Origin of the sequence: Flammeovirga sp. SJP92, from assembly GCF_001583495.1 — a bacterium.
Taxonomy (GTDB): Bacteria; Bacteroidota; Bacteroidia; order Cytophagales; family Flammeovirgaceae; genus Flammeovirga.
In genome coordinates, this window is sequence record NZ_LQAQ01000087.1 from 26,948 (window position 1) to 39,642 (window position 12,695).

Here is a 12,695-nt window from a genome sequence, read left to right on the forward strand (position 1 = left end):
AATCGAAACGAACAAAAGCGTTTGTTTTTTCCAAGAACAGTAATCTGAATACATCAAACAGTAATACTAATTAGAGATCATTTTTAACCCTAAGTATCTTTGTATAAGTAATCTAATGATAATTAAAACAGAGAAATCATGTTTGGAAAAATGATTGCAAAAAACCTTGTTATGGCAGGTGAAGCAGCTCCTCTATTCGACAACCCTAGTAACTATAATCTGCAGTATGAAAATGTTTCCTTTCAAGCTAGTGACGGTGTTAATCTAAAAGGGTGGCTCATAAAAGGAGATGATGACAAAGTAATTATTCAATCCCATTTTGGACTTTATTGTTGTCGTGCTGGTTATACGAATGATATAAAGCGTATAGCAAAAGGATATCCTACCGACGTTAAATTTTTACGTCAGGCAAAATACCTTAATGATGCCGGTTATTCAGTGCTTATGTTTGATATGCGCAATCATGGAGAAAGTGATCCAGCAATGGATGGTTTTGCTTCCTATGGACCAGAAGAGGCAAAAGATATTATTGCGTCCGTAGATTTTATTAGTAATCATTCGGTCTATAAAAATGCAAATATAGGATTGTTCAGTATTTGTATGGGACAAGGTGCATCTGTATCTGCCTATGGTAGAGAAGATGGTTTGAAAAATTATAGCAATATCAAATGTATGATTTCAGTACAACCATTAGATTATGCTCACTTCATAGATAAAATGAAACTTCCTGGCTTTTTATTAAAAAGAGCAGACAGATTTATCAAAAAGAATACAGATTTCGATTATATAAATAATACTTGGCGTCCTTACGTTAAAGATGTCACTGTACCAACATTAATTATCCAAAATAAAAATGATGGTTTCCTTGATAAAGACTTTGTTGATGGGGTTTACAATGATTTACAAGTAGAAAAAGAAATGATGTGGATAGAAATACCAGATAAAAAAAATCAGGGGTTTAATCGTATGGCGGCTTATGACTGGCTAGGTACTCACTCTGAACCTGTTTTGAAGTGGTTCAATAAGTACATGTAATCAAAGTGAAGTCCTATTGAATAAAGAGATAAAATGGCAATAAAAACAAAATATTTTGAGCGCTGGGTAGATAAAGTCCCTCAAGCAACTGATAAAGTTATGGCAATAACGGGTACGACATCTGGTATTGGTTATTGGACGTCAGTTTTTGCAATTCGAAAAAATGTGAAGGCGCTTTTGCTTCTTAATAGAGCCTCGTCAAGGGCTGAAGAAGCTTTTCAAAAATTGGAAGAGGAGAAAAAATTATGTGGTAGTACAACTATCCTATATAAAGTTGAGTTAGATTTAATGAGTTTTGAATCTGTAAAAAAGGCAGCTGAACAGGTTAATGAATTAAGCAAAGAGTTAGGTGGTTTAAATATTCTGGCTAACAATGCAGGTTTTGGACCCGTTTCAGATTTTCGCACAGATGACGGGTATGATGCCCAAATGCAGGTGAATCATTTATCTCACTTGTTACTTACAAAAAGCGTGTTCCCGTCTTTTGATATAGCTCTAGAAAATGGAAAAGAAGTAAGAATCTGCCAACAGTCTTCTGGTGTTAGATACATGCAAAAAACTGCTCATGAAGAAAAATTCTTTAAAAAAACAGCTAAAGGAACACTAGGTGGTGATGGAGTGAATGCAGGTAATGAAAGATATCATCAAACTAAACTTGCTGCAATCACTTTTGCATTGGAGTTCAGTAAAAAGTTAAAAGAAAAAGGCTATGATACCAATCAGATAAAAAGTCTTTGTGCTGAACCCGGATTTTCAGAAACAAATCTTGTTTCAAACTCAGCATCAGGCAATACTTGGTTGTTAGGACATCTTTCAAAAGTTGTTATTTGGGTTATGTCACTGTTCATGAAACGTCAGTCTGCTGCTGATGGAGCACTTCCTTTGTCTCATGCTTGCTTTGCTGAAGATATTTCAAATGGCGATTTTATTATGCCAAATGAATATCATGTTGGTACTCCTACAAAATCTATTGCTGAAGGAAAGTTGGCAAATGGTAAAGCTGAAAATGAAGCATTAGGCCTTGATGTAAATAATCAGGAACTATGCTGGCGTATGTCTGAAGAAGTATTAGGAGACATTTTTGAATTTGCGAAAAGTAAGGAATTGTCTAAAAATTGATTGCAAAAAATGTTAATTTATAACATCAAAAGTAATGAATTAATACACAAATGAGAGAGATTATTGAGTTTAATAGCATATCTGAAGCTCTACAAGCAATGGGAATTAAAAAACCAAAGCATCCTTTAGTTACAGCCTTCCAACATAAGGAAATAAAAAGTGGTTTAGAGATGGCAGGCAAAAGCGTTGTAGGTTCTTTTTATATGGTTGAATATAAAGAAGTAAAAGACTGTTATTTTGAATACGGTCGTACTACTTACGATTTTGAAGAAGGTTCTCTTATTTTTCTAGCTCCTGGTCAGGTTCTAAAAGTAGAAGAATGGGATGAAGATGATATTGGCGATAGCTGGACTTTATTCTTTCACCCTGATTTAATAAGAAAGTCACAACTTGGGATTAACATTAATGAATATTCTTTTTTTCGTACGATGTAAACGAAGCTTTGCACATATCTGACAGTGAAAAGAAAATAATTGAAGAACTGAGGGATAAAATTGTTCAGGAATACAGCTTAAACATCGATAAGCAAAGTCAAAAGCTAATTGTAACCAGTATTGAATTACTTTTAGATTATTGTACCCGCTATTATAATCGTCAATTCTTAATTCGTGAAAATCTAAATAAAGACATTTTGATGCGATTTGAAGAATTACTAAAAAATTATTATCAATCTGGTAAAGCTTTAGAACAAGGAATACCCTCGGTTAAATATTGTGGTGAAGAACTGAATATGTCTCCAAATTATTTCAGTGATTTACTTAAAAAAGAAACCGGACGAGGTGCTCAAGATCATATTCATTCCTTTGTGATTGAAAAAGCTAAAACACAACTCTTAAATTCAAGAGAATCTATTGCCCAGATAGCATATGGTTTAGGTTTTGAATACCCTCAAAATTTCAGTAAACTTTTCAAAAAAAGGACGGGGAAAAGTCCTGTTCAATATAGAACTATTAACTAGTAGTATAAGTTATATGAATTTTTTAAAGTCAAAATGGATGGTCATAACATTAATTATTATCTCGGTATTATTTTTACTTATTCTAACAGGGAGAAAGTCTGTAAAAGCCATAATTAAAATTAAAGCACCGCAAGAAGAGGTTTGGAGTAAATTAATTGATATTAATGAAGTTAAAACTTGGAATAGGGTTCTTGTTCCCATTCAGGGTGAATTTAAGGTTGGAAATACAATAAAATACGAATTTTACCAAGATGAAAATGGTAAAGCCGCAGTAATGAACGCTACTGTAAAAAAAATAATTCCACAAAAAATCATCAATCAGAAAGGTGGCTTTCCAGGTTTTTTAACCTACAACCACCATTATTTGCTTTCTTCAGATGGAACTTTTACAACTGTTACTATAACTGAAGAATATGCTGGTATATATGTACACTTTTGGAACCCAATACTTGTTGAAAAAGCCTACGAAAGACTTTTAACCCTATTAAAGAAGAGGATTGAAGAATAAGATTTAATAGTAAGAGCTAATTTCCAAAATAAATTACCAGAGAAAGTGGTAGTGTATTTGATGGGCTTCAGAAGTAGCCTACATCCGCATAAAAGCTTGAAAATATGAAAGTGATGAATATTATTATAAAGCATAACATCCATCACTTTTTTTATTTGATTGAATATTAGAGTCTTACTAAAAAGATTTCATTTCTGACTTCAAATTGATCTGAATAAATTTTTTTCATAATTATTTCATGAAATACGAATTATTAAAATCATAGATTTTTTTATATAAAAGTGTACTTACTAAACGAATAATATATAATTAAAAGTCGAAAATTAGTATTTAATATTTTGAATTTTTGATTAAATTGTTCTATATACATTTAACGAAATTGAGGAATACCTATAATTTATTATGTCCTAATATTTGCAAAGTGATTGAATAACTTCTATTTTTGTTATGTTAATGATACAAAAAATTATATCTATTGCATTAAAAATAATTATCATGAGCCAAAGTAAAATTGTTGCTGCCGCAGAAGCTGCACTTGACAAATTAACTAAGTTAAACAAGAAAGGAGAGTACGAACAACAAGTAAACGACTTAACATGGGTGTTAGGAAGTTTCAAGAACGACGGAAACCCTGATGGTGTTTACCAGAAAGTTGCAGAAGCTAAAGACGTGCTGGCAGATCTAAAATCCAAAAAACCTAGAAGCGTAGCGAAAGCATTAATGGATACATTAGACGAGGCGTTAGCTTAATCTGATTGACATTGTAAAAATTTAATTTTTGGCCATCATTTTGATGGCTTTTTTTGTATTTCATATTTTTTATGCAATAGTGGTAGTTCGAGGTAGGTGTGATTTTAAATTTTAAGCAAAAAGTTGTATTTGTTTTGAAATTTACATTAAACACTCTTGTTTGGTGATAAATATGTATTAAATAAAGGTTGGTGTTATGTAATTATTAAAATAAATGTGTGGATTTTCTTGATATTCTAGATTTATTTAATTTAACTTGTGGCGAACAATTAAGTGGGGCATTTTTTCTGAAACCCATCTTGATTTACTAACAACAACGAACAAAAAAATATACTTCAATGTTATTATTCATCTTAACATTTGCAATATTGTTTTCACCTACAATGTTATTTGCAAATGAGACTACTACTCTAGACGCCTTTAATGTCCCGGATACATTATGGGTGCTATTTTCTGCAGTCCTCGTATTATTAATGCAAGCTGGCTTTAAAACTTTAGAGACAGGTCTTGTAAAGAAAGAACACCGATCAAGTGTTGGAAGTAAAAACCTTTTGGATTTGGTGGCAGGCGTATTGGGCTTTTTCTTGATTGGATTTAGTCTGATGTTTGGCAAATCTTATTTTGGTGTTATAGGTTTCGATTTTGATTTATTTCTTGGACAAAATTTCAACAATGGCGATCAGCAAATTCCAGGGGTAGTTTTCTTCTTATTTCAATTGGTTTTTGCAGGTACTGCATTGACCATCGTTTCAGGAGCTATGTCTGGCAGAACTGGTGTTTTCCCTTATTTTATAGGTTCACTTATCACCGCAGTTGTAATTTATCCAATCTTCGGCCACTGGGCATGGGGTAATTTATTTTACACTGACAATTATGCATGGCTGGCAGAAATGGGTTTCATGGACTTTGCAGGTTCTACAGTCGTACATACTTTAGGAGCATGTGTAGGTCTTGTCGGAATGATCATGGTAGGCCCAAGGATTGGAAGATTTGATAAAAATGGCAAACCTAAATCGATAAAAGCATCTGATTATTCTTATAGTATATTAGGAGTGATGCTTCTTTGGATTGGATGGTGGGGCTTTAACGGCGGTAGTACGCTCTCGTTTAATTATAGTGTTTTTGAAATTATTTTAAATACCAATCTAGCAGGAGCCGCCGCATGTTTTTCAGCCTTTTTCTTTTGCTATTTCTTTCAGGATAGAAGTGAATTGATTGAGAAAATGATTGGAGGAGCACTTACAGGTCTTGTGGCCATAACGGCGTGTTGTAATGTAGTAACACCACTGAGTGCTTTAATCATTGGTTTGTTGGCAGGAATTATACACAATCTTGGGTTTGATTTAATTTTAAGAGTATTCAAGCTGGATGATCCTGTGGGAGCAATTCCTGTGCATGGCTTTGGTGGTATTTTTGGAACACTTTGCGTAGCTCTTTTCGGAAAACAAGAGTTGCTAATTTTACCAAGATGGGAACAGCTATTGATTCAAACTATAGGTATTGAGGTGTGTTTGACTTTTACGGTAGTGATTTCAATTCTAATGTTTAGAATTATCAAAATTTCTTATGGTCTAAGGGTTTCTCCTGAGCAAGAATTAAAAGGAATGTTGATGGGTAGACAAATGCCTGAAGAGTTTTACCAAGATAATTCTCAGCAGAAAGTAAGATATGTATCTATGCAAGTTTCTGATAAAGGCTATAATCTATTAAATGTTGGAGATTTTGCAAGTTTAGATCCGCTGTACAGAACAGAATTGATTGATGCCAAAAAAGTATCATTTATTGATGAACATGGAGAGGCGGTTCCATTGATTGATGCGATGAAACAATTGAAAAATTATATTGAAGGAAAACAAGAAGGGGAAACTGCAGCTTAAAGTAGTTTTTGACCTCATATATTTATATTGAAAATAGTGCAAAGGCAACCATAAACGAATTATGGTTGCCTTTTCTTTTATTTTATCAGAAAATAAAACAAAATATTGAATTGTAAATGAAGGATAATTCAGTTTAATATTAGTGTATAAATAACATTATATAGTTAATATCTTTTGTAAATAGTAGATGTTGTAAAATATAATTATGATTTCAAGTTGTGTATTGGGTTTTGTGGGGTGTTTTTGCTGTGTTTTACAATGCTATTGTCCTGTTTTTTAGCAGTTTTAGTTAGATTTTAGCTTTAATTTTTATAAAAAAGCTTCCGATGAACTAATTTTAGAGTACATAAAATGTGCGATGTTTATATAGAGCTCTTATTTACTAGCGAACTGACAACCAAAATTTACTCTTATGTTATATTTCACCGTAACTACTATCAGTATTCTATTTTTACCTACAACATTGCTAGCCTCGGAAGCTGTCAATCCTGCATCATTTAATATTCCAGATACACTTTGGGTATTAATTTCTGCTGTTTTAGTTTTTCTAATGCAGGCTGGGTTTAAAACATTGGAAACAGGCTTAGTGCAAAAGGAACATCGATCAAGTGTCGGAAGTAAAAACTTGATGGACCTTGTCGCAGGGGTTTTAGGTTTCTTTTTAGTGGGTTTTGGGTTTATGTTTGGGAAGTCTTACTATGGTATTATTGGTTTCGAAACAGATTTATTTGTTGGCCAGAATATTCATAACGGAGATTTGACCATTCCGGGTATTGTCTTTTTCTTATTTCAGCTTGTTTTTGCAGGTACAGCCTTGACAATTGTTTCAGGGGCTATGTCTGGCAGAACAGGAGTAGTTCCTTATTTTATTGGTTCCTTAGTCACAGCTATTATCATTTATCCCGTTTTTGGTCACTGGGCTTGGGGAAATCTGTATTATAGCAACAATATGTCATGGTTGGCCAATATGGGCTTTATGGACTTTGCAGGATCTACAGTTGTGCATACACTAGGTGCCTGTGTAGGTGTGGTAGGTATGATGATGGTAGGACCTAGAATAGGCCGTTTTGATCATGAGGGAAAACCTAAAAGTATTAAAGCTTCTGATTATTCCTATAGTATCTTGGGTGTAATGCTTCTTTGGATTGGATGGTGGGGTTTCAATGGTGGTAGTACATTGACTTTTACTGCAGACGTTTTTGAAATTATTCTGAATACCAATGTGGCAGGTGCATCTGCTTGTTTCTCCGCATTTTTCTATTGTTACTTTTTCCAAGATAGAGGAGATCTAATAGAGAAAATGATGGGCGGAGCTTTGACAGGTTTAGTCGCTATTACAGCATGTTGTAATGTAGTATCACCATTTTCATCATTAATTATAGGTTTGATATCTGGAGTGATTCACAACATTGGTTATGATGTAATTCTTAAAGTATTCAAATTAGATGATCCTGTAGGAGCAATTCCTGTACATGGTTTTGGAGGTGTTTTCGGTACAATGTGTGTAGCTATTTTTGGAAAACAAGAGTTGTTGAATTTACCACGTTGGGAACAATTATTAATACAAATGATTGGGGTAGAGGTCTGTATTACATTTACAGTGATTATATCTATTGTCATGTTTAAACTCATTAAAATGTTCTATGGTTTAAGAGTGAGTCCAGAGCAAGAAATTAGAGGAATGCTGATGGGCAGGTCTATGCCAGAAGAGTTTTATGATATGGAGGAAGAGGAACAAAAAGTGAGGTATGTTTCTGTTAAGATTTCGGAGAAAGGTTACAATCTCCTTGATGTGAAAGACTTTATAGCGTTAGACCCTGTTTACCGATTGGAATTATTAGAGTCAAAGAAAGTATCATTTATCAATGATCAAGGTGAAGGAATACCGTTTGTAGATGCAATGAAACAGTTGCATTCTGTTTTTGAAAGCTTGAATAACTCATCTTCTTCTCAATCACAGTCTTTGGCATAAACCCTAGCAGAAATAAACTTACTATACTATGTCATTATATATGATGTTTTGTATGGATGTCTTTCTTTGATATTCCTACAGTAAGTGACTACTTAAATGTGCATTAAAATGGATTAAAGAGTGCTAAAAAGACGAGTATCAATATTTGATGAATTACTCAGATACTTTATTCTTCGTACTTAATTCGAAAAGAAGTACACTTTTTGATTTTTAAAACATATATTTATAAGAGAAGCTAAATGGAACAGGCTTCTCTTATTTTTGTTTTGACTCTTCTCTCATTGCACCTATGTTAAAGAAAATACTACTACTTTTTACATTTTTAGCCTTTTATTCGAATTTCTTATATGCTCAAAAAACTTTTGAGTTTCATACTTACGGCAGAGTAGGAATATCTTCCTCTTTGGATGGTGATAAAGTGGGTGCAAGATTAAACCTGTCAAATCAAGGAGCTTTAGGGGGAAGATTGGAAGAGAATGATTATATAGAGTTAACGGGTGTCACTAACATCGATAAATTGTTACAGATGGAAGAGGGTGGGCCTAAAATTAAATTCCAGTTGACCACTCAATCCTTTTCTGGTGATAATACTTTTATAGCCAATGAAACAAGGACCAATTTTGTTGAGGTGTTTTTGGATATCACCGATACACTGTATAATATCCCTATTCATTTGTGGGTGGGAAGTAAGTATTATAGAGATAAGAATATTGATATGGCTGATTATTGGCAGTTCAATAACTTAACAGGACAAGGTTTTGGGTTGACGATCGGTACTACAACTATTTCATTGATAAAAGCATTAGTCAATCAGGATCAACCAGGAAACCCATATGGCGACTCTAATTATGATGATGGAAGGCAAAAACATGTGATTTCATTACAGCATCGATGGCATTTAAACCCACATCACACACTAAATTTTATGGGAGAGTATCATTTTACGGGAAAAGATTCTCTTACAGAACCTCAATTTATTGTAAAAGAAATTAGTGACTATGGCTGGTTGTTTGGGGTGATGCATCTTTATCAAAAAGATGATTTTTCAAACAATTCATCCATTCGTATTGGAGCAAGGATAGCCAATGGACCAGGAGATGATGGTTGGTCTTCCCGTTCGTTTATCAATTTTGGCAACCCCAATATCAAAGGAAAATATGACGGTGCTTATGGTATTAATATTACTGAGAATTTTGTGTATGATATCAATAAATATTGGGGCTTGATGGGGTATGGTGTTTTTCGGTATGCAATTGGGGCTGAAGCACCTGTTTTTGTGGCTGACAATAGGCCAAATGAAAAATGGGACTTGTCTGTAGGCATTCGTCCAATGATCTACCTTTCTGATAAGTTACAATTAATGTTGGAATACAATTTTCAAATGCGTGATTTTCAAGAATATTCTCAAGGTTTAACTGGTTTTACACCAGGGTTGGGGCAAATGAATAAATTCACAATTGCACCTGTTTACGTCCCTTCGGGAGAAAGATCTTTGATGGCAAGGCCACATATACGTTTGGTGTATTCTATTGCGGTCTATAATGATGTAGTGAAAAAGTACGGTCTTTCACAGTATTACGAGGCTGAAAATGATGGAAATGTGGGTAATTATTTAGGTTTGAAATCTGAATGGTGGTTCTAAAAAAAGCCCTTGTTCTCGATTTTTACAAAGAACAAAGGCTTTTGATATAAAGGTAGAAGTTTCGAAACTTCAAATTTATAAGTACCAAGTCAAAAATAATAGGATAAAATACCTTGCACCATGACTAGAAGTCATGGGCTTATGGGAAGCTTTCCCATTTTTCAACTTTTATTATAAACTTGATATGTCTCAAAGATTTACAGTTTTTACATCTATTTAAATACGAATAAGCCAAATATTAGAATCAAGTATTCAGAAATGAGTTATCTCCCCAAAAGCCCATAATTTCAATTATGGGTCTACGAAACACCCGTTTTCTTTTGTCTTAGTACTTATATAGTATCTACATCTAAGGTTTCACCAATATCAGGTAGCAACAAGGACTTTTCTGATTGTTTGAAGTAACGCGTTGCTGCTGCTTTATCAATCTTGATTGGAGGGAAAGTATCATAATGATACCCCATAATTGTATTACATTCTAAATATTGAGCAGCAACTTTAGCATCTTCATAACCCATCGTAAAATTATCTCCAATTGGTAAAATAGCTAAATCAAGATCTCCACAAGTAGCTGGAATTAACTTCATGTCTAAAGTGAGTGCAGTATCACCTGCAATGTAGATTTTACCTTCTTGATTCATGAGAACAAAACCGCCTGGATTTCCAGCATAAGTACCATCAGGCAACACACTAGAATGAATGGCATTGACGTACTTTAGCGTGCCAAAGTCAAATTTGAATTTACCTCCATGATTCATTGGATGCCCATTGAACCCCTTTTCCCCATAATAAGAAACAATTTCAAAATTAGAGATGATAGTGGCACCTGTTTTTTCAGCAATTGCTTCTACATCAACCACGTGATCTTGATGCCCGTGGGTAATTAAAATATAGTCAGCTTCTAGCTCGTCAATGTTAATGTCTTTTGCTAGATCATTTGGAGAAATAAAAGGGTCTACAATAAGTTTTTTACCCGCAGTTTCAATCAATAACGAAGCGTGGCCTAAATAAGTAACTTTCATGAAGTTTCTAGATTAATGTGTTTTTAATTTTTCAATTAAAGTTACTTCAAAATCCAACAATTAAAAAATCAATTTCTTAAAAAAAGAAGGAAGGAAATAGTGCTTGGATTCAAAAATTTGCATTTAATTTTAATAAATCATACATTTATAAAGACTATAAATACAGCACTCTTTATCAAACTATAATGTTATGACCACAATGTTTGTGTATGATGCCCTAAATTACTCTTTAATAGCAAAGCTCAATAAGCGATCTATTCTCAAAAGAGATTTAGGTATCACATTAAATTCTAACAAGGTAAAATTATTGAAATCAGGACATCCTGTAATGATTTTATCGGGCTCAAATCATACTAAACGCCCTTTATTTATGTCTTTTGACCCTATTCAAGAGGAACAAATTGAAGAGCTTTTTGTTAAATATCAACTAGAGCGTTTTCATGAAGAGGAAGAAGCGAAAGTAGATATGGCAGTTTAGTTAAATTTGTAATGCAAAAAAAGTAATAAATTGTAAATAATTAAGTGAACTAAAAGCTTTATCATAAACCAATTATGAAAGAAAAGCAAACGTAAAGATTTTACTCAAATGATATGGAAACAGTATCATCAATAATACTTAATGATTTATGGTTTAAAAAGAGCATGTTTGAAACCTATAGAATGGTTTAGGGCATGCTCTTACTTTTGTGAAATAGATAACTGAATTGTATCTCCTTCTTGTATGTTCTTTTGAAGAGGTATCACAAATTTCTGTTGGTTCATTTCCACCTCCATAGATTGATTTTCAAGGTTAACTTTTAAAACAATGCCTAACATTGAAGTGGGTTCTTTTTGATGGAGTAATACTAACTTTTCAGCATTCAATTCATAAACTGTATTTGTTAAAGCAGAAAGCTCATGAATTTGATGCGTATTGATCACTATCGGTATTTTATACTCCAGATTGTATTGTTTGATGTAGGAGATAACTTGTTCCTTGATTCTAAAATCTAAAGCAGAAAATGGTTCGTCCATTAATAAGATATTGGGTAATTGTACCAATGCTCTTGCAATAGCAACTCTTTGTTTTTGACCTCCGGATAATGTATTTACTTTCTGATCTAAAAGAGCTTTAATTTCAAAACACTCCAAAAGCTGATGAAGCTTGTGATCATCAAAAATGGGTTTTCTAGCGAAGTAAATGTTCTGAAGTACATTCATATTAGGGAAAAGAGCGTAGTCCTGAAATACAAAACCGATATCCCTTTTACTAGGAGGAAGGAACACTTTTGATGATGTATTGAGCCAGCTGTTATTATTATAGACAATTTCACCTTCATCACATTCAGTGAGTCCTGCAATGACTTTTAAGAATGTAGTTTTACCTTTTCCGGAAGGACCCGTAATCCCAATGATGTCACCAGTGGTGAATTCAAGCTGGAAGTGACTTGCTACTTTATTTTCACTGATTTTCTTATGTAAACTAATAGTAATCACTTGATGTTGAAGTTGTTTTTACGGTTGAAAAAATAAAGGAGGAAAAGAATCGTAAAAGAAAAACAAAGCAATATAAACGCATATTGATGTGCACTTTCATATTGCATACTTTCTACATAATCATAAATGGCAATTGAAGCAACTTTGGTTTTTTCTGGGATGTTGCCACCTATCATAAGCACAACCCCAAACTCACCAATAGTATGAGCAAAGGTGAGTACTAAACCACTCAAAATTGCACTTTTCATATTGGGTAATACCACCTTAAAAAGTATTGTGCTCTCTTTTTTACCCATTAATCTTGCAGCGTGAATTAGATCTTCAGAAATCGTGGAA

General features: G+C 33.4%; 13 protein-coding genes. 10 read left to right on the forward strand and 3 right to left on the reverse strand.

The genetic code is table 11. From position 1 onward, the window contains the following. Positions 1 to 138 precede the first annotated feature (138 nt). From AVL50_RS18420 to AVL50_RS18455, 9 genes are all read left to right on the forward strand, one after another. A complete protein-coding gene (locus tag AVL50_RS18420) occupies positions 139 to 1,035 on the forward strand; it encodes an alpha/beta hydrolase (protein ID WP_062617956.1) in 897 nt (298 codons plus the stop codon). A gap of 33 nt (positions 1,036 to 1,068) precedes the next feature. Beyond that, complete coding sequence (locus AVL50_RS18425; RefSeq protein WP_062617957.1) at positions 1,069 to 2,154, forward strand: SDR family NAD(P)-dependent oxidoreductase; 1,086 nt, start codon at positions 1,069 to 1,071, stop codon at positions 2,152 to 2,154. Between the two features lie 50 nt (positions 2,155 to 2,204). Continuing rightward, entirely contained in the window at positions 2,205 to 2,588 is a 384-nt protein-coding gene (locus AVL50_RS33550; protein ID WP_216639067.1) for a hypothetical protein, read from the forward strand. Between the two features lie 200 nt (positions 2,589 to 2,788). Next, positions 2,789 to 3,112, forward strand: a complete 324-nt coding sequence (locus tag AVL50_RS33555) for an AraC family transcriptional regulator (protein ID WP_216639068.1) — start codon at positions 2,789 to 2,791, stop codon at positions 3,110 to 3,112. A gap of 37 nt (positions 3,113 to 3,149) precedes the next feature. Beyond that, the gene (locus AVL50_RS18435) at positions 3,150 to 3,620 is read left to right on the forward strand and encodes an SRPBCC domain-containing protein (protein ID WP_172826879.1); all 471 of its coding nucleotides are present in this window, start codon (positions 3,150 to 3,152) and stop codon (positions 3,618 to 3,620) included. A 495-nt stretch (positions 3,621 to 4,115) separates the two neighbouring features. Continuing rightward, complete coding sequence (locus AVL50_RS18440) at positions 4,116 to 4,370, forward strand: hypothetical protein (protein WP_063850794.1); 255 nt, start codon at positions 4,116 to 4,118, stop codon at positions 4,368 to 4,370. Between the two features lie 383 nt (positions 4,371 to 4,753). Continuing rightward, positions 4,754 to 6,247, forward strand: coding sequence for an ammonium transporter (locus AVL50_RS18445; protein ID WP_062617960.1), 1,494 nt, complete (start codon positions 4,754 to 4,756; stop codon positions 6,245 to 6,247). Positions 6,248 to 6,659: 412 nt separating this feature from the next. Further along, on the forward strand, positions 6,660 to 8,219 hold the full coding sequence (locus AVL50_RS18450) for an ammonium transporter (protein ID WP_062617961.1): 1,560 nt from the start codon (positions 6,660 to 6,662) through the stop codon (positions 8,217 to 8,219). Positions 8,220 to 8,508: 289 nt separating this feature from the next. Continuing rightward, entirely contained in the window at positions 8,509 to 9,861 is a 1,353-nt protein-coding gene (locus AVL50_RS18455; protein ID WP_062617962.1) for a carbohydrate porin, read from the forward strand. 332 nt (positions 9,862 to 10,193) lie between these two features. On the opposite strand, the gene AVL50_RS18460 is transcribed toward AVL50_RS18455, so the two are convergent. Next, entirely contained in the window at positions 10,194 to 10,883 is a 690-nt protein-coding gene (locus tag AVL50_RS18460) for a metal-dependent hydrolase (RefSeq protein ID WP_062617963.1), read from the reverse strand. A gap of 190 nt (positions 10,884 to 11,073) precedes the next feature. Between AVL50_RS18460 and AVL50_RS18465 the strand changes: the two genes are divergently transcribed. Continuing rightward, complete coding sequence (locus AVL50_RS18465; RefSeq protein WP_157491428.1) at positions 11,074 to 11,361, forward strand: hypothetical protein; 288 nt, start codon at positions 11,074 to 11,076, stop codon at positions 11,359 to 11,361. 200 nt (positions 11,362 to 11,561) lie between these two features. On the opposite strand, the gene AVL50_RS18470 is transcribed toward AVL50_RS18465, so the two are convergent. Together AVL50_RS18470 and AVL50_RS18475 are read right to left on the reverse strand one after the other, a co-directional pair. Beyond that, positions 11,562 to 12,359 carry an ATP-binding cassette domain-containing protein gene (locus AVL50_RS18470; RefSeq protein WP_062617965.1) on the reverse strand — a complete coding sequence of 266 codons (798 nt, stop codon included), beginning with the start codon at positions 12,357 to 12,359 and terminating at the stop codon, positions 11,562 to 11,564. Further along, a partial coding sequence (locus AVL50_RS18475; protein WP_157491429.1) for a molybdenum ABC transporter permease occupies positions 12,356 to 12,695 on the reverse strand: 340 nt, incomplete at its 5' end. The genes AVL50_RS18475 and AVL50_RS18470, both read right to left, overlap by 4 nt.

Bases quoted from the DNA above. Each gene is read 5' to 3' on its own strand.
- AVL50_RS18440 (WP_063850794.1), top strand. From the start codon at position 4,116: ATGAGCCAAAGTAAAATTGTTGCTGCCGCAGAAGCTGCACTTGACAAA.
- AVL50_RS33555 (WP_216639068.1), top strand. From the start codon at position 2,789: ATGCGATTTGAAGAATTACTAAAAAATTATTATCAATCTGGTAAAGCT.
- AVL50_RS18460 (WP_062617963.1), bottom strand. From the start codon at position 10,883: ATGAAAGTTACTTATTTAGGCCACGCTTCGTTATTGATTGAAACTGCG.
- AVL50_RS18435 (WP_172826879.1), top strand. From the start codon at position 3,150: ATGGTCATAACATTAATTATTATCTCGGTATTATTTTTACTTATTCTA.
- AVL50_RS33550 (WP_216639067.1), top strand. From the start codon at position 2,205: ATGAGAGAGATTATTGAGTTTAATAGCATATCTGAAGCTCTACAAGCA.
- AVL50_RS18420 (WP_062617956.1), top strand. From the start codon at position 139: ATGTTTGGAAAAATGATTGCAAAAAACCTTGTTATGGCAGGTGAAGCA.
- AVL50_RS18425 (WP_062617957.1), top strand. From the start codon at position 1,069: ATGGCAATAAAAACAAAATATTTTGAGCGCTGGGTAGATAAAGTCCCT.
- AVL50_RS18455 (WP_062617962.1), top strand. From the start codon at position 8,509: ATGTTAAAGAAAATACTACTACTTTTTACATTTTTAGCCTTTTATTCG.
- AVL50_RS18450 (WP_062617961.1), top strand. From the start codon at position 6,660: ATGTTATATTTCACCGTAACTACTATCAGTATTCTATTTTTACCTACA.
- AVL50_RS18465 (WP_157491428.1), top strand. From the start codon at position 11,074: ATGACCACAATGTTTGTGTATGATGCCCTAAATTACTCTTTAATAGCA.
- AVL50_RS18445 (WP_062617960.1), top strand. From the start codon at position 4,754: ATGTTATTTGCAAATGAGACTACTACTCTAGACGCCTTTAATGTCCCG.